Raw genomic sequence first — 17,267 nt, 5'->3', positions numbered from 1 at the left:
AACCCGTCGGCACCTACATCGGACCAGGTCAGGAGTGGGATCGCGGTCCCCGCTCCGGCCCGGTGCGGGAGGCCGGGTGCCCCCGGTCGGCGCTGGGGTGCCACCGCGTGTTGCGGAAGGCTGGGTGCGTGCGGGTTCGGGCGGGCCGTCGGCTGCGTCGGGTCGTGCCGCCGGAGCCAGTTGTGCGTGTGTGGGGGATGGTGTGGGATCTCGACAGCGGCAGCCCGTGAGGCCGTTGGGGCGTGGGGACGTGGCGGGGGGTTGTCGGGTGGAGCCGTTCGAGGCACTGGAGGCAGGGGATCCGGAGCAGGTGGGGCGGTACCGGATCGTGGCCCGGCTGGGCGCGGGCGGGATGGGCCGGGTGTACCTGGGGCGCTCGCCCGGCGGACGCCTCGTGGCGGTGAAGGTCGTACGCCCGGAGCTGGCCGAGGACGCCGGCTTCCGGCGCCGGTTCGCCCGGGAGGTGGCCGCCGCCCGCCGGGTGAACGGGGCGTTCACCGCGGGCGTGGTCGACGCCGATCCGGACGGATCACCGGCATGGCTGGCGACGGTGTACGTGCCCGGGGTCCCGCTGGGTGATGCCGTGGCAGCGCACGGACCGTGGCCGCAGGCCGCGGTGTTCGCACTCGGGGCGGGGCTGGCCGAGGCACTTGAGGTCATCCACGCGGCCGGCGTGGTTCATCGGGACCTCAAACCGTCGAACATCCTGCTCGCCGCGGACGGACCGCGAGTCATCGATTTCGGGATCTCGGTGGCGGGCGAGGCCAGCGCGCTCACCAGCACCGGCACGGTCGTGGGCACGCCGGGGTTCATGTCCCCCGAACAGCTGACCGGCAAGCCGGTCGGACCGGCGAGCGATGTCTTCGCCCTGGGTGCGGTACTGGCCTTCACCGCGACCGGGGCCGGGCCGTTCGGGACCGGCTCGGCGCACGCCCTCAGTTTCCGCGTCGTGTACGAAGAACCCGACCTGCACCAACTCCCGCCAGACCTACGGACCCTGGTGGTCCGCTGCCTGGCCAAGGAGCCCGGCCGGCGGCCCACGGTGACCACGTTGCTGCACCAGTTGGCCGACACCTCCGGCGACCGGCCGACCGTCCCACCGGCATCCACGCCGACTGCGTCGACCCGGACAGTCACCGAGCCCGGCTGGCTCCCCGAGCCGGTCGCCGCGACCGTACACTCGCGCACCCTCGCCGCACCGCCGCCCCCGGCCCCACCAACCGCATCGCCCGAGGCGTCCCAGCCCCCGCCCACAGAGCCGGTGCCGGCGGAACCCGGTGCCGCCCCGCCGGAGCGACCGGCACCGGCCCGGCCGGGGGAACAGCGCGACGTCGACCTCCCGCCGCCCGCGGCGCGGCTCCCGTCCCGGCCGCCCCCGAACGCTGGGGCACGCCCGGCCGGGATCACCCGCAGACGGACCCTGCTCGGCCTCGGCGGCACCACCGCCGCAGGACTCGGCTTCGTCGGCTGGAAGATTCGTGGCAGAGGTTCCGCTGCCCCCGGCGAGCAGCGGTGGCTGTTCCGCACGGGCGGCGCCGTGGGCTCGTCGCCGGCCGTGGCGGGCGGTGTGGTGTTCGTCGGGAGCCAGGACGGCAACCTGTACGCAAGGCGATTCGGGCGCGGGTGATGCGGCCGTCCTCGAGGTGCGGCCGGCCGACGACGGGTAAGGGGCTCGTCGGCCCGCGGGGGTGCTGCCCTGCCCCCCGAGCCGTCCTGCTTCCACCGGGACAGCGCGCGCTTGCCCCTGACGCTGAAGCCCCGCTCATCGTTCTCCGGGACGTACGGGGGTGAGCTGAGGGCCCGTCACATCCGCCGGCTCGGCGCACCGGGCAGCACGGTCCACTGCGCGGGAACGCCGGAAACGATTCGCACTCCGGGCCGGAACCCGGGTGCGGGGCGAGGGGAGTTACTCGGACTCTTCTTGCGGAAGAGCGCGGCTGTTGATCGCGTCGGCGATGGCGTAGGCGGTGCGGACGAAGGACTCTGCCTGCTGCGCGGACAGGTTCCGCGCGGAGGTCTCCTCCAGGGCCCGCCACATGGCTGCCAGGGGCTCGCGCATGGCACGGCCCTTGTCGGTGAGGTGGACGACCATGACGCGCCGGTCGTGTTCGGCCGGCTCGCGGATGAGCAGGCCGGCGTCCTGCATGCGGCGCAGGGACTTGGAGACGGTGGAGTGGTCCAGGCCGACGCTTTCGAGCAGCTCGGACTGGGTCTGGCCGTCCCGGTCCAGGAGTTGCATCAGCAGCAGTTCCTGTCCGGGATGCAGGTCCATCTCGCGGAGCATGGCGGCGGCGCGGGCCCGGTGAGCGCGGGCGAGCTGGAAGATCGCGTAGCTCATCGGGCCCTCGTCGGCCGTGGTGGGGGTGCGGGGTGTGGGGGCGTGCATGGTTCGGTTCCTCAGACGGTGTAGGTGGGGTAGTCGGTGTAGCCGGCCACTCCGCCGCCGTAGAAGGTCGCCGGGTCGGGGGTGTTCAGCGGCGCGTCAGAGCGTAGCCGCTCGACCAGGTCCGGGTTGGCCAGCGCGAGGGCGCCGACGGAGACCAGGTCGGCCGTGCCGTGGTCAATGTCCTTGGCGCGGGTGGGCAGGTCGGTGCCGGCCCGGTTGAGGATCAGCGTGGTCGGCCAGAGCGTGCGCAGGGTGCCCAGCAGAGCCTCGTCGCCCGCGTGCATCACGTGGAGGTAGGCGAGGCCGAGCGGGCTGAGAGCGCGCACGAGCGCCGGATACAGCTCAGCGGTGTCGGACTCGGCCATGTCGTTGTAGGGGTTGCCGGGGGAGATGCGGATGCCGGTGCGGTCGGCGCCGATCTCGTCGGCCACGGCGGTGGCGACCTCGACGGCGAAGCGGATGCGGTTGTCGAGGGAACCGCCGTAGCGGTCGGTGCGCTGGTTGGTGCTGTCGGACAGGAACTGGTGCACCAGGTAGCCGTTGGCGCCGTGGATCTCCACGCCGTCGGCGCCTGCCGCGACGGCGGCCGCTGCGGCGCGGCGGAAGTCGTCGACGGTCGCGGCGACCTCCTGCGTCGACAGGGCACGGGGTGTCGGCATCTCCTGGGGCCCGGACGCGGTGAACATGGCGCCCTGCGGCTGGATCGCCGAAGGAGCGACCGGCTGACGCCCGTGGGGGGTGTTGTCGGGGTGGGCGATGCGTCCGGTGTGCATCAGCTGGATGACTATCCGGCCGTCGGCCGCGTGCACGGCGTCGGTGACCTTGCGCCACCCGGCGATCTGATCGTCGTTGTGGACGCCGGGGGTGAGGAGGTAGCCCTGGCCGTCGGCGGAGGGCTGGGTTCCCTCGGTGATGATGAGCGCGTGCGAGGCCCGCTGGGCGTAGTACTCGGCGTTCAGCTCGGTCGGTACGCCTTCGGGTGTGGAGCGGTCACGGGTCATGGGGGCCATGACCAGGCGGTGCGGGAGGGAGATGGCGCCGACGGTGGTCGGTGTCCACAGGGAGTTCAGCATGAGTGGTCCTTCGGTGCGGTGACAACCAGGTGGTGGCTGGGGGGAAAGGAGAGGCGGGCGTGATCAGCCGAGGGTGAGGACGAGCTTGCCCCGGACATGCCCGGCGTCGCTGACCTGCTGGGCCGTGGCGGCCTGGTCGAGCGGGTAGGCGGTGACGGTGGTGACGACCTTGCCGGTCGCGGCGTCCTGCGCCAGCGCGGCCAGGCGAGCGGCGGAGCGTTCCTGGCCACCGCTGGCGAAGGTGATGCCGAGCTGGTGCGCGCGGAAGTCGGCGATGGTGACGATGCGCTCGGTGCCGCCGCGCAGGGTGATGGAGTCCTCCAGGGCTCCCTTACCGGCCAGGTCGAACACCGCGTCCACGCCGTCGGGGGCGAGTGCCCGGACCCGCTCGACCAGGCCCTCGCCGTAAACGGTCGCGGTGGCGCCGAGCGAGGCGAGGTAGTCCTGGTTCGCGGGACCGGCGGTGCCTATGACACGCGCTCCGCGGGCCGTGGCGAGTTGGACCGCCAGGGTGCCGACGGCTCCGGCCGCGCCGTGCATCAGCACCGTCTCCCCGGCGGCGACGCCGAGCAGGTCCAGGACCCGCTCGGCCGTCTCGCCCGCCACCGGCAGCGCGACCGCGTGCTGCCAGTCCAGGCCGGCGGGCTTGAGGGCCACGGTGGTGGCCAGCGCGTACTCGGCGTACGAGCCGGTGTCCGACCAGCCCAGCACCTCGTCACCCACCCGCACGTCCCGCACGCCCTCACCCAGGGCGTCCACCACGCCGGCGAGCTCGCCACCGGGGACGGCGGGGAGCGGCGTGGGGAACACGGCCTCCAACGACCCGGAGCGGATCTTGCCGTCCAGAGCGTTCAGCCCGGCCGTCTTGACGCGGACGCGGATCTGGCCGGGGCCGGGCTGCGGGACCTCGATGTCCGCCTCGTGCAGCACGTCCGTGCCTCCGAAACGGTCGAACAGGATGGCTTTCATGACGACTCCTCTCGTGTCGCCACCCATTTAGGTGGCTGGACACATAATCACCGTAACAGCAAACATGTGGCTAGCCAAGTATTTGCTTCCGCTCGGGCCTCGCACGATCGGTCGCGGTTGCGTCGGTCTCCTCGGGACGGCGTCGAAGCGGGGGTGCCCGCCGAGCGCGCCTTCCGCGGCCAAGGGCCACCTCGACTGGAAGCGGGACGACCGGGCCGGCCAGGCCCTGGCGGTGCGCGGCTTCTGTTCGCCCATCAGCTCGGCCGGCCGGGGCCCGGCAGCACTACGCCGCTGTCGCGCGGCTGACCTGCGAGAACGGTCATCTTCTCCGCGCCGGGTGCGGGGGATGCGAAGCCGATCTCGCCTGGTGCGACTGCGAGCCAGGACGCTCGCGGAGGAGGTGCGGTCCGACGAACGTCGGCATGGCCCCCGGGGGCGCCGCCCTGCCGGGGCCTCGGCCTCCCGTCTCCGGACCGCAGCCCCGGCGCATGCCCGGCCGCCCGCAGGCACGAGCCTTCGGGCGGCCGGGGGTCCACGCGGTCAGGTCCGGGTGACGGGCCGGGTCTCGGCCGGTGCCGGATCAGGGCCGGCGGACGAGTCCGCCGCGGAGACCGGGCGGAGGTAGCGGTCGAGCAGGGGGTCCGGAAGGAGCCGGGCCAGCAGGCTCAGGCGGCGAACGTCCGCACCCACGCGGTAGCGGGTCCTCGGACGGGCCTCCGTCAGCGCCCGGTGGACCGCCTCCGCCATGTCCTGCGACGTCGTGCGGCTCTCGGCGGCCTGCTGCTCGTTGTAGGCCAGGAAGCGTTCGAACCGCGCCCGGTACAGCGCCGCCACATCGCTGTCCGCGCTGTGCAGCGCGTCCCGGGCCACCTCCGAGACCTTCTGCCAGATCGGCGTCATGATGGCGCCGGGCTGCACGACGCTCACCGCCACGCCGAAGTCCCGCAGCTCGCGCCGGAGCACATCGCTCATCGCCTCCTTGGCGAACTGCGCCGCGGAGTACGCCCCGAGGAAGGGGATCGCCACGGTCCCCAGTCCCGAGGTGACGTTCACGATCCGCCCCCGGGAGCGCCGCAGCTGCGGCAGGAACGCCTGGGTCACGGCGAGCTGGCCCACGACGTTGGTGTCGAGCTGCCAGCGCAGTCGCTCGGGCGACACGCATTCCAGGGGTGCCGAGACGCAGACGCCCGCGTTGTTGACCAGCGCCCACAGCGGCCGGTCAGTGCCCAGGCGCCCGGAGACGTGCGCCGCCGCCTCGCGGATCGACGGCCCGTCGGTGACGTCGATCCGTACGGGCTCGATCCGGCCGTGCGCCGACCCCGCGGCCACTTCCTCACCGTCGATCTCCTTGCGTACGCCCGCGAACACACGGAAACCGGCCTGCTCCAGATGGAGCGCGCAGGCCCGGCCCAGCCCCGTCGAAGCGCCGGTGACCAGTACCGCGCGGCCGTCCGGTGTGAACCTGCGGCTATCCGGCCTGTGCGACATGGCCGCCCTCCTTCGCCGAGTTCACGTTCGCCGAGTTCACGGAGTCCGCAGGCGGCGCCGTCGGCCGCCCGGACGCGGTGGGGAAGGTCAGCGAGCCCTCCAGAATCCCGGTCAGCCTCCGCGTCGGCAGGAAGCGGAAGTACGCGTCCCGGATCGGGCGTCGTACGTTCTCCGACTGCTCGAACTCGCTGATGGAGCGGGACGCGGCGACCATCCCGCGGGTCCGCTCCCGCCTCTCGTCCTCGTACGCCCGCAGCGCCGCGGGCACGTCCTGCGCGCCGCGCAGGCACCGCGCCAGCACCACCGCGTCCTCGATCGCCATGCCCGAGCCCTGACCGAGGCTGGTCAGCATGGGGTGCGCGGCGTCCCCGAGCAGCGTCACCGGACCCCGGCCCCAGCGTTCCAGGAACGGCCGGTCCCGGGACGGCACCGCGAGGATCGCGTCCTCCGGTGTGACCTCGATGGCCTGGCCCACCTCGTCGGCCCAGCCCTCGAAGGCCCGCGCCACCTCGGCCTTGCCGCCCTTCCAGTCGTGCGACCGGCTCGCCGGCATGTTCTTCGTGCCCCACCAGTACAGGAGCCCGCCGCCCATGTCCACGAGTCCGAACCGCTGCCCGCTGCCCCAGTAGTGGGTGACCGAGCCAGGGGTGAACCGCGGATGCCGGAACGGAGTGAGCGCCAGCCAGACGAGGTAGCCGCTGTCGCGGGATTCCTCCGGTCCCACCATCCGGCGGCGGATCACCGAGTTGAACCCGTCCGCCCCGACCAGCGCGTCACCGTGCGTCTCCTGGCCGTCGGCGAACCGGACGGTCACCCGTCCGCTCGCCTCGTCCACCGAGAAGTCCTCGGCGGTCGACCCCAGGTGGAGCCGGATCCCGTCGGTGGCCTCCAGCAGCGCCTGCTGGAGCGCGGAGCGGGTGATCAGCACGCTCGGCACCCCGAGCCTGCGGATGATCGACGGGAAGGGGAACTCCCGTATCATCCGCCCACGTGCGGTCCGCACGTGGTACGACCGCAGCACCTCCCCGCGCTCGGCGAGCCGCAGGTCCAGTCCGGCGGAGTCCAGGGCGGCGATCGCGTTGCTCATCACCGACAGTCCGGAGCCGGCCGTCCGCAGTTCCGTCGCCCGCTCGTGGACCTCGACGTCCCATCCGGCCCGGCGGAGGGCCGCGGCGGCGGTCAGGCCGCCGATACCGGCCCCGACCACCAGGGCTTTGCGCCTGCTCATGTCAGTCTCCGATCAGTTCGTCGACCACGCGGACGACGTGCTCGATGTGCGGCTCTTCCATGATCGAAAGGTGGTCGCCCGGTACGTCGATCACGGTCAGCTCGCCCCCGGTCCGTTCCCGCCAGCCATTGGTGGGGTCGCGGTGCATCGACTGGATGGCCGTGTGCATCGTGTCGAGGACCTCCGGCAGCGGCTCCCTCGCGTGGATCAGCACCATGTCCTGGTCCACCACGTCGGGCCGGTACGCGAACGCCGCCCGCCAGTTGGCCTCGTACACCTGGAACAGCCGGTGCACCACCGCGCCGGTGGCGCCCGCCGGGAGGACGCCCTCGGCCACCGCCAGATCCGCGATGAACGCGAACTTCTCCTCCAGCGTGGCGAGTTCGGCGGGTATGACCTCCTCGGGCGAGTCGCCGCCCCGCTGGAGCCACAGCAGCTCCCAGAAGAACCAGCTCAGCAGGGCGTCGTCGCTCGTCCGCAGGCGCCGCCCCGGGTTGAGCGCGGTCGTGTCGAGCAGGACCAGCCGCCGCACCTCCTGGCCCGCCGCCCTGAGTTGCCGGGCCATCTCGAAGGCGACGAACCCGCCGAAGGACCAGCCGCCGATGAGGTACGGCCCCTCCGGTTGGACCCGCCGGATCCGCTCCACGTAGCCGGCCGCGATCTCTTCCACGCTGCGCAGCGGCTCGGTGCCCGCGTCCACGCCGGCCGCCTGCAGGGCGTAGAACGGCCGCCCCGGCGCCAGGTGCTTGGCGAACCGCACGTAGCACAGGACGTTGCCGCCCATGGGGTGGACGAAGAACAGCGGACGCTCGTCGCCGCCCGGCCGGATCGGCACCAGCGGGTCGAACGCCGCCTTCGCGCCGCCTCCCCGCAGCCGGGCCGCGAGGTCCGAGACCGTCGGCGCCGACACGAACTCCGACAGCGGCACTCCGACGCCGTACCGCTGCTCGATCAGCACGACCAGGCGCATCGCGGTCAGCGAGGTGGCGCCCAGGTCGAAGATGTTGTCGTGGACGCCGATCGACGGCAGCCCCAGCAGTTCGCCGAGGATCTCCACGAGCGCCTTCTCGTACGCGTCCCTGGGCGCCGTCGCGTCCCCTGCGACCGCGGTCGTGGCGAGCGGCAGCGCGCGCAGCGCCTTGTCGTCCCGCTTGCCACTCGGCGTCAACGGCAGCGCGGGCACCCACTGGTAGTGCGAGGGCACCAGGTAGTCGGGCAGCACCGAGCGCAGTTGCTTGACCAGACGGTCCAGGTCCACCCGCTCCGGGTCGCCCACCAGGAACGCGGCGAGGAACGAGTCGTTGCCGTCGCGCCGGCGGGCGACCACCGCCGCCTCGGTCAGACCCGGGTGGTCGGCGGTGAACCGGGTGAGGGCGATCTCCACCTCCGCCGGTTCCACGCGGAAGCCGCGCACCTTGACCTGGGAGTCGGAGCGGCCGGTGCACACGATCGAGCCGTCGGGCAGGACGAAGCCCAGGTCGCCGGTGCGGTACAGCCGGTCGCCCGGGGCACCTCCGGGCAGTCCCTCGGGACGGGGCACGAACCGCTCGTCGGTCAGGTCCGGCCGGCCCGCGTACCCGTGCGCCAGGCATGTCCCGCCGAGGTGGATCTCACCCTTCACACCGGGCGGCACGAGCCGCATCCGCTCGTCGAGGACCAGCACTTCCGCACCGTCGATCGGCGTGCCGATCGACGGCAGCGGCGGGAAGGCCGACGGGTCGCCCGTCATGGTGAAGCGGGTCACGACATGCGACTCCGTGGGCCCGTACTGGTTCTCCAGGATGACCCCGGGGAGCGCGACGCACAGGGCGCGGATCTCCTCGGTGATCCTCAGTTGCTCGCCCGACGACAGCACCGCCTTCAGGGAGCGCGGCACCGTGCCGAGCGCGTGGGCCGTCTCGGCCAGCTGCTGGAGCGCCACGTACGGGAGGTAGAGCCGCTCCACGCCCTCGCGGTCCATCAGTCGCAGGAGCGCCGGCAGGTCGCGGCGCTCGCTCTCGGAGACCAGCAGGAGCGTTCCGCCGCCGCAGAGCGTGGAGAAGACCTCCTGGAAGGAGACGTCGAAGCTCATCGGCGCGTACTGCAGGGTGACGCCGCCGACGATCCCGCTGGGCTCGCTGTTCTGCCAGGCGACGAGGTTCGCCAGCGAACGGTGCGGCATCTCCACGCCCTTGGGCGCTCCCGTGGAGCCGGAGGTGAACAGCAGGTACGCCACGCTGTCCGGGGCGATGACGGGCAGCGGCTCGGCGTACCCGGAGTCCCGCTCCCGGGACGGCTCGCCCGGAACCCGGCCGTCCGAGCCGGCTCCTCCGGTGAGGGGCGCGCGGTCCGAAGCCTCTCCCTCGGGGTCGAGCAGCCGTGCGGCCGTGACGACGGGGGCGTCCTCCGGCAGTCCGGTGCCGTGCACCGCCCGGGTCACGACCGCGACGGGGCGGGCCTGCTCCAGCATGGCCGCGATGCGCTCCTTCGGGTACGACGTGTCCAGCGGCACCGTGGCGGCGCCCGCTTTCAGCACGCCGACCAGCACCGCGACGGTGTCGGGCGACCGCTCCATGGCGATGCCCACCCGGTCGCCCGGCACGGTCCCGAGGTCCCGCAGCCGCCGGGCCACGCGGTCGGAGGCGGCGTCGAGGTCGGCGTACGTCCAGCGGCGGCCCTGGAAGACGAGGGCGGTCGCCTGGGGGGTCCGGGCGGCCTGGGCTTCGAAGGCCCGCACGACATCGGGGGCCGGCGACTCCGCTTCCGTGCGGGGGGCGGCGGCCGGTGTGTCGTCGGTGAGGAAGGAGAAGTCCACCGGGGCCTGCGGACGTTCGACGACCCGGCGCAGGATCTCGGTGAAGGCGTGGCTGTAGAGGTGCGCCTGCGAAGGGGTGAAGGTGCGGCCCGTGTAGTCGAGACGGAGCCAGATCCCCTCGCCGTCCGGTTCGGTGAGAGCGTTCACCAGCAGCGCGAAGTTGGTCTCCTCCCAGGTACGGAAGTCCAGCGAGCGGATCCCGGGCAGCGCGTACACCTCGGCGAGCTGCCGGAAGTGGATGTAGTTGAACGCCGTGTCCAGGACCGTGACGCCGAGGTCCTCCTGGATGGCGCTGAGCGGGTAGCGCCGGTACGGGTGGCTCTCCTGCTCCTGACGGAACGCCTCGCGCACGACCGAGAGCCAGCTCTCGCGGCCTGTGTCCAGCCGTACCGGCATGGTGTTCAGGAAGAGCCCCGCCATCCGCTCGGCGCCCGCCCGTTCGGGCCGGCCGTGGGTGACCAGGCCGGTGACCACGTCCTCCATGCCGGAGAAGAGCCGCAGGGCGAGCAGGTGCGCCGCGAACAGCACCGACTTCACCGGCACGGTGTGGGCCCGCGAGAAGTCCCGTACGGCGGCGACGAGTTCGTCCGGAAGGTCCACCCGGCGGGTGATCTGCTCCTCGCCGCCCGGCGTTTCGTGGGGCCGGAAGCCGTCGAGGTGGAGCGGTGCGGCGCCCTCCAGGTAGCGGCGCCAGTGGGCGCGGGTCTCCGCCGACTCAAGGGCCCGCCGCTCGGCGAGCACATGGTGGGCGGTGGCCGGGACCCCTTCGGTGCCGGGCACGGGGTCGATGCGCTCGCCGAGGGCGTGCGCGTAGTCCTGGAGGAGTTCCCGTACGAGAGTGGCGACGCTGCCGCCGTCCAGGATGGCGTGGTGGAAGCTGAAGACCAGCTCGACGCTCTCCGGCAGGACATGGGCCCGCAGGTGGTACAGCGGCGGCCGTTCGAACGTGTACGGGTGGTGGCGGCGCTCCTCGACATGGGCGGCGATCGCGGCCTCGGCCCGCTCGGCGGGGAGGTCCCGCAGGTCCACGACGTCGAGGGCGCTGTCCACCCGGTGGTCCACGATCTGCAGCGGCTCCGAGAACCCGCCGAGGTCGAAGGAGGAGCGCAGCACCGGGTGGCGGGCCACGAGCAGTTCGAAGGCGGTGGTGAACTTCTCCGCGTCCCAGGCCATGGCGTAGCTGTAGCGGAAGACGTCCCGGTAGACGGCCGAGTCCTGCTGGACGCGGCTGTGGTAGAGCAGGCCGAACTGGAGCCGGTTGACGGGGTATGCGTCCGCACGGCCCTCCAGCCGGGCTCGGTCCACTCCGGAGACCAGCGCGAAGGGCGCGAGTTCCGGCTCCTGGCGCCCCGCGTCCGTCTCGGCCACGGCACTGGTGAGCGGGGCGAGTTCGGCGATGGTGGGGTGGCGGACGAGGTCGCTGAGGTCGACGTGGTAGCCGCGCCTCTCGGCCAGCGCACGGACCCGCAGCATCAGGATCGAGTCGCCGCCGAGGGCGAAGTAGTCGTCGTGGACGCCGACCCGGTCGGCGCCGAGGACCTCCGCCCAGACCGCGGCCAGGGCCTCCTCCACCGCGTCGCGCGGGGCCGTGTAGGGGCGGGGGCCGAGGGGGCCGGCGACGGAGGGCGCGGGCAGGGCGCGCCGGTCGGCCTTTCCGTTCGGGGTGAGCGGTACGGCGCCGATCCGGACGAAATGCGCCGGGATCATGAACTCGGGCAGGTCGCGCGCCAGTTCGGTCCGCAGGTGGAGGGGATCGATGACCTCGTCGGCGACGTAGTACCCGGTGAGGAAGGTGTCGCGCTCGTCGCTGCGGTGGTCCACGACGACCGCGTCGCGGACGCCGGGCACGGACGCGAGCGCGTTCTGCACCTCGCCCAGTTCCACCCGGTTGCCGCGGATCTTCACCTGGCCGTCGATGCGGCCGAGGTACTCGAGGGAGCCGTCGGCGAGGAGCCGCGCGAGGTCGCCGGTGCGGTACATGCGGCCGCCCGGCCGGAACGGGTCGTCGATGAACTTCTCGGCGGTCAGTTCCGGCCGCTCCAGATAGCCGCGCGCGACCTGGACGCCGCCGATGCACAACTCGCCGGGGACACCGACGGGCTGCGGCCGGCCGTGGGGATCGAGCACGTACAGGGAGGTGTTGGCGACCGGCCGGCCGATGGGCACCCGCCGCACCGGCTGTCCCGGGGTCGTGGGGCAGTCGTGATACGACACGTCGACGGTGGCCTCCGTCGGCCCGTACAGGTTGACCAGCAGCGGTGCCCCGGAGGTACCTCCGAAGATCCGGGCGAACTGTTCGACGCGGGCCGGGGACAGCGCCTCGCCGCTGCAGAAGACCCGGCGCAGGGTCGCGGCCTCGGTGCGCAGACCGGGTTCGTCGTCGAGCAGGTCGAGGAACGGGCCCAGCATGGAGGGCACGAAATGCAGGGTGGTGACGCGGCGTTCGGCCACGGTCCGAAGGATGGTGCGCGGGTCCCGCTCGCCGCCGGGCTCCAGCAGGGCGAGCTCCGCGCCTTCGACGGCCCACCAGAACAGTTCCCACACCGACACGTCGAAGGAGACCGGCGTCTTCTGCAGCAGTACGTCGCCGGCGCTGATGCCGTACCGGTCCTGCATCCAGGCCAGCCGGTTGACCACCGAGTGGTGCTCGACCATGACGCCCTTGGGCCGCCCGGTGGAGCCGGAGGTGTAGATGACGTACGCCAGGTCGCGGGAGGTCGCGGCGGGGGGCACGGGCTCCGCGGAGCCCGACGTGACGAGCCGGTCGGCGCGGATCACGGGCACCTCGGCGTGGACGTCCGGGTCGGGTGAGCCGGGGGCGGTGAGCACGGCCCGGGCGCGGCTGTCCTGGAGCAGGAAGGCAATCCGTTCGGCCGGGTAGCCGGGGTCCACCGGCACGTACGCGGCACCGGACTTCAGGACACCGAGCAGTGCGGGCAGCGTGTGCGGACCGCGCTCCAGCAGCACCGCCACCCGGTCGCCCGGCGCGATGCCCTCGGCGCGCAGGGCGCGGGCGATCCGGTTGGCGTGGGCGTCGAGTTCCGCGTAGCTGACCGCCGTTCCGTCGGCGGCGGTGACGGCGATCCGGTCCGGGGTGCGGGCGGCGCGCTCCTCGAAGAGCCCGTGGAGGGTCGCCTCGTCGCGGTACGGGACCGTGGGGCCGTGCTGGAGGCGCGCCAGGTCCTCCCGCTCCGGGTCGGTCAGCACGGGCTGGGCGGCGGCGGGGCGGTCGCCGTTCTCGACACCGGCGCGCAGGAGTTCGGTCAGATGGCCGGCCATCGCCTCGACGGGGAAGTCCTCGTCGAAGACGTCCCGGGCGTAGTCGAGGTCCACGCGCAGGTCGGCGTCGTCGTCGAACGCGCGGATCATCACGGACAGCGCGTCCTGTTCGTGGACCGGGGCGGTGATCACCGTGTCCCGCTCGGCGTCGGGCAACGCCTCGGGGCGCGGATAGCGGAGATACGACACGGTGACGTCGAACAGTTGCCGCGAGCCGGACGCTCCGGCGGGCAGGTCGCGCAGGATGTCGCCGAGGGCGAGCCGCTCGTGGTCGCGCAGGGCGCGGGTGCGCTCGCGGACGGCGGCGGCCAGGTCGTGCAGGCCGGCGTCGTCGGGAACGGGGACGCGCAAGGGCAGGTTGTTGGCGAACTCGCCGGCGGTCTCCCGCTCGTCGCCGCCGCGCCGGTTGAGGAACGGCACGCCGAGGACCACCTCGTCGGTGCGGTGGACGCGCGCCAGGTAGGCCGCGAACGCCGCGGTGACGTACGCGAAGGGCGAGCCTCCCGCCTGACGTACGCGGCGGACGATGTCGCCGGGGACGGTGAAGGTGTGGTGACCGCGCCGCCGCGCACCCCGGGCGGCCCGGCCGGGGGACCGCTGGAAGAGGGCGGGGGCCACTCCCTCGAGGGCGGCACGGTGGAAGGCACGGTCCTCTTCGCGCTCCGCGGAGGTGCGGTAGGCGGCGTCGGCCTCGATGAACGCGCGGTACGAGGGCGCCGGTCGGCGGTCGGAGGCGGCGTCAGCGGCGTCGGGGCCCGCGGTCAGCCGCCCGTACTCGTCCCACATGCCGCGGCTGAGGTGGTTGAGCGTCCAGGCGTCCACGATCAGGTGGTGGGCGTTGACATGGACGTGGAGCACGTCGGGGCTCTCGCGGACGAGGGAGGCGGTGTGGAGCGGGGTGTCGAACAACGGGAAGGGGCGGGTGAAGGAACTCTCCCGCCACTGCCGCCAGGCCGCCGCCGGGTCCGGCTCACCGGACAGGTCCACGACCTTCACCGCCGTGCTGTCCTCGTCCGGTCCGGCCACCCACTGATAGGGGACGCCGTCCCGCTCCCCGAACCGCAGCCGGAACGCGTCGTGCCGGCGCAGGGTGCGTGCCAGCGCCTCGGCCAGGGCCTTGGTGTCGGCCTTTCCGTCGATCTGCTCGTCGAGAACCACGTTGAATTGGGAGTCGTTCGGGGAGCGGGATTCGGCAGCCCAGATATCGCGTTGGTAGGTGGTTAACGGGAAGGTGCGGCGAGCGGCCACAACGGTTCCTTTCTTCGATTTCCGTCCGGCTGGCAATCGCTCTCGGGGAAGCGGAAGCGCAGTCACGGTATGCAGATGCCGTCACCACCAGCCACTGCCGGGTCAGGTAGGCGCGGACTACTCATGCAAGTAGGAACCGTTTGGGGAATCCGCCGAAAATTAATGGAGTGTGAATGGCGCGCTGCGCGACGGCGGAAATCGAGTGGTCCGGACGGCGAAAAAGCGGAGCACGCCCGGAACGCGCAACCTACCGCAGGCAGTTGTGACGATAGTCACGAAGCGGGCCGACGCGCGTCACGGAAAGCCATCGCCGCTGAATTACCCACAGTTTCCGGGGAATGGCCTCTTGCGGACGCCCTTTCGCAGGTCACGCCGAGAACCATGAGGGGACACGCTAGGGCCCTTCTGATGGATCTCCGCGGCACGGAGATCCATCAGAAGGGCCCTAGACCAGAGCGTCGCCCACCGCGTCGGCGAAGGCGCGGACCCGGGCGTTCTCGCGGTCGCCGCGCCAGACGAGGCCGAGTGCGGAGTCGGGGAGGCCGGTCACCGGGATGTATGCCACGTCCCGGCGGCTGTGGTACTCGGTGGTGGGGTGGCACAGCAGCATCACGCCCCGATTGGCCGCCACCAGTGAGAGCCCTTCCTGGAGGGTGCCGACCGCCGGTCCCTGCGGCACCGGCGTGCCGGACGGGGTGCGGGTGGGTGCCTGCACCTCGCGCCAGTAGTCCGGCGCCGGGGCGGCCACGCCGACGAGCGGTGTCGTGGCCAGGTCCTCGGCGTCCAGGGCGGTCCGGGTGGCGAACAAGTGCCTGTGGGAGACCGCCAGATACTGCGGCTGGCGGGAGAAGACCCGCCCGAGCACGAGCGTCGGCTCCTCGACCGGCAACAACACCACCGCGGTGTCCACCTCGTCGCGGTGCAGCGACCCGAAGGGGTCGGAGAGCGGCAGTTCGGTGATCCGGGTGGGGCAGCCGGGGTACCGGTCTTCGAACTTCGCGACCACCTCCATGAACCCGTACCCCATGACCCCCTGGAACCCGATCCGCAGCGGCCCGCTGACCCCGAGAGCCGCCGCCCGGGCGTTCTCGACGGTGTCGCGCAGTGCGGCGTAGGCGGGGCGCAGGGCGTCGAGGAAGTCCTCGCCGAGCGGGGTGAGCCGCACCCGCCGACTGGTGCGGTCCGCCAGACGGGCGCCGATGCGCTGCTCCAGGGAGCGGATCAGCTGACTGACCCGGCCCTGGGACACATACAGGCGTTCGCCGGTCCGCCCGAAGTGCAGTTCCTCCGCGAGGATCAGGAAGCACTCCAGCTCACGGATCTCCACCGTGCTCGCCGGTGCCCGCTCCTCGCCGGTGCCTCCCGGTCCCGTGACCGCCATCATGTGCCCCCTCCGCCCGGCCGGTTCGGCGCGCGGTCCACGTATGGTCCACCGCCGTCGTTCGATTAGCCCACCTTATGGAAGCATGAGAACTTCGCGCTTGTTCCGCTCCGGGTGGCCGAGTTGGCTGAAGCCATGGCAAAAGTTGACGACCTGTCCGTAGACGCGCCCGCACCGAAGAGGGCCGCGAGAGGCGGCTGGCCCGCGGTGGTGGCCGTGGCGGCCGGCACCTTCACCGTGGTCACGTCCGAAATGATGCCGGTGGGCCTGCTCACCCCCATCAGTGGTTCGCTGGGCGTGAGCGAGGGCACGGCCGGGCTGACGCTCACCGTCACGGGCCTGGTCGGCGCGTTCTCCGCACCGCTGATCACCGCGGCGGTGGGCCGGGCCGACCGGCGCCTGGTCCTCTGTTCCCTGATGGTGCTGCTGGCGGCGGCCAACGTACTGGCCGCCTGGTCACCGAACTTCGCGGTCATGATGGTGGCCCGCGTGCTGGTCGGCATCGGAATGGGCGGCGTCTGGTCGCTCGCCGGCGGTCTGGGGGTGCGGCTGGTCCCGGCCACGTCCATCGGGCCGGCCACCTCCATGATCTTCAGCGGTATCGCCATCGCCTCGGTGGTGGGCGTGCCGGCCGGTGCGTACATCGGTGAACTGGCGGGCTGGCGTGAGGCGTTCATCGCCATCGGCGGACTGGCGCTGCTCGTGGCCGTGGCCATGGCCGTGCTGCTGCCGCCGCTGCCCGCCGAGGAGGCGGTCGCGCTGGGCGGTGTGATGCGACTGTTCGGCAACACCCGGGTGGCCACCGGGCTCGCGGTGGTGGCCCTGCTGGTGACCGGCCACTTCGCCGCGTACACCTACGTACGGCCGGTCCTGGAGGAGGTCTCGGGCGTCGGGGCCTCGATGATCGGCACGTTGCTGCTGGTCTACGGAATCGCTGGTATCACGGGCAACTTCGCGGTCGGCGCCTGGGTGAACCGGTCGGTCCGCGGCACTCTGCTGGTGATCAGCGTCGCGCTGGCCGCCTCCGTGCTGCTGGTGCCGTTGCTCGGGTTGTCCGTGGCGGGTGCGGCGATCCTGCTGGTGGTGTGGGGCCTGGCCTACGGCGGTGTGTCGGTGAGCACCCAGACCTGGCTGGCCCTTGCCGCCCCGAAGGCCCGGGAGGGTGTGACCTCCCTGTTCGTGGGTGCGTTCAACGGGGCGATCGCCCTGGGCGCCTTGGTGGGCGGCCTCGCGGTGGACGGCTTCGGCACCCGGTCGGTGCTGTGGCTGGGCGGCGCGCTGGCGCTGGGCGCCCTCGTGGTGACCGCGCTCGGGCGGGTGCCGGCGACGGCCGTCGCCGGATCCGAGTCCGCGAACTGAGCGGACCCGGCCCGGTGGTCGCCGTCCCCCCGTCGGCCACCGGGCCCCCTCGATCGAGGGGG

General features: G+C 72.6%; 9 protein-coding genes. 2 read left to right on the top strand and 7 right to left on the bottom strand.

Annotated elements, in window-relative coordinates:
- Positions 1–268 precede the first annotated feature (268 nt).
- Complete coding sequence (locus JIX56_RS19315; protein WP_306819862.1) at positions 269–1,627, top strand: protein kinase domain-containing protein; 1,359 nt, start codon at positions 269–271, stop codon at positions 1,625–1,627.
- Between the two features lie 279 nt (positions 1,628–1,906).
- Here the strand turns inward: JIX56_RS19315 and JIX56_RS19310 are convergent, their stop codons facing one another.
- From JIX56_RS19310 to JIX56_RS19280, 7 genes are all read right to left on the bottom strand, one after another.
- Complete coding sequence (locus JIX56_RS19310; protein ID WP_257542326.1) at positions 1,907–2,386, bottom strand: MarR family winged helix-turn-helix transcriptional regulator; 480 nt, start codon at positions 2,384–2,386, stop codon at positions 1,907–1,909.
- Positions 2,387–2,397: 11 nt separating this feature from the next.
- On the bottom strand, positions 2,398–3,459 hold the full coding sequence (locus JIX56_RS19305; RefSeq protein ID WP_257542324.1) for an alkene reductase: 1,062 nt from the start codon (positions 3,457–3,459) through the stop codon (positions 2,398–2,400).
- A gap of 63 nt (positions 3,460–3,522) precedes the next feature.
- On the bottom strand, positions 3,523–4,428 hold the full coding sequence (locus JIX56_RS19300) for an NADP-dependent oxidoreductase (RefSeq protein WP_257542322.1): 906 nt from the start codon (positions 4,426–4,428) through the stop codon (positions 3,523–3,525).
- Between the two features lie 540 nt (positions 4,429–4,968).
- Positions 4,969–5,916: an SDR family oxidoreductase gene (locus JIX56_RS19295; RefSeq protein ID WP_257542320.1), complete on the bottom strand. Its 948-nt coding sequence runs from the start codon at positions 5,914–5,916 to the stop codon at positions 4,969–4,971.
- Positions 5,897–7,144 carry an FAD-dependent monooxygenase gene (locus JIX56_RS19290; protein ID WP_257542318.1) on the bottom strand — a complete coding sequence of 416 codons (1,248 nt, stop codon included), beginning with the start codon at positions 7,142–7,144 and terminating at the stop codon, positions 5,897–5,899. Before JIX56_RS19290 ends, JIX56_RS19295 begins: the two co-directional genes overlap by 20 nt.
- A gap of 1 nt (position 7,145) precedes the next feature.
- Positions 7,146–14,465: an amino acid adenylation domain-containing protein gene (locus JIX56_RS19285; RefSeq protein WP_257542316.1), complete on the bottom strand. Its 7,320-nt coding sequence runs from the start codon at positions 14,463–14,465 to the stop codon at positions 7,146–7,148.
- 445 nt (positions 14,466–14,910) lie between these two features.
- Complete coding sequence (locus JIX56_RS19280) at positions 14,911–15,846, bottom strand: LysR family transcriptional regulator (protein ID WP_443032056.1); 936 nt, start codon at positions 15,844–15,846, stop codon at positions 14,911–14,913.
- Between the two features lie 207 nt (positions 15,847–16,053).
- Between JIX56_RS19280 and JIX56_RS19275 the strand changes: the two genes are divergently transcribed.
- Positions 16,054–17,205 (top strand): MFS transporter, encoded by a 1,152-nt coding sequence (locus tag JIX56_RS19275; protein ID WP_257550972.1) that lies wholly within the window; start codon positions 16,054–16,056, stop codon positions 17,203–17,205.
- Positions 17,206–17,267 lie beyond the last annotated feature (62 nt).

The sequence above is a fragment of the Streptomyces sp. CA-210063 genome (genome assembly GCF_024612015.1).
Classification (GTDB): domain Bacteria; phylum Actinomycetota; class Actinomycetes; order Streptomycetales; family Streptomycetaceae; genus Streptomyces.
Note: the sequence above shows the minus strand (reverse complement) of the source record. Positions and strands in the feature narration are given on the sequence as shown.

Excerpts from the sequence above, each read along its gene's own strand:
- JIX56_RS19310 (WP_257542326.1), bottom strand. The coding sequence starts at position 2,386 with ATGCACGCCCCCACACCCCGCACCCCCACCACGGCCGACGAGGGCCCG.
- JIX56_RS19305 (WP_257542324.1), bottom strand. The coding sequence starts at position 3,459 with ATGCTGAACTCCCTGTGGACACCGACCACCGTCGGCGCCATCTCCCTC.
- JIX56_RS19300 (WP_257542322.1), bottom strand. The coding sequence starts at position 4,428 with ATGAAAGCCATCCTGTTCGACCGTTTCGGAGGCACGGACGTGCTGCAC.
- JIX56_RS19295 (WP_257542320.1), bottom strand. The coding sequence starts at position 5,916 with ATGTCGCACAGGCCGGATAGCCGCAGGTTCACACCGGACGGCCGCGCG.
- JIX56_RS19290 (WP_257542318.1), bottom strand. The coding sequence starts at position 7,144 with ATGAGCAGGCGCAAAGCCCTGGTGGTCGGGGCCGGTATCGGCGGCCTG.
- JIX56_RS19280 (WP_443032056.1), bottom strand. The coding sequence starts at position 15,846 with ATGGCGGTCACGGGACCGGGAGGCACCGGCGAGGAGCGGGCACCGGCG.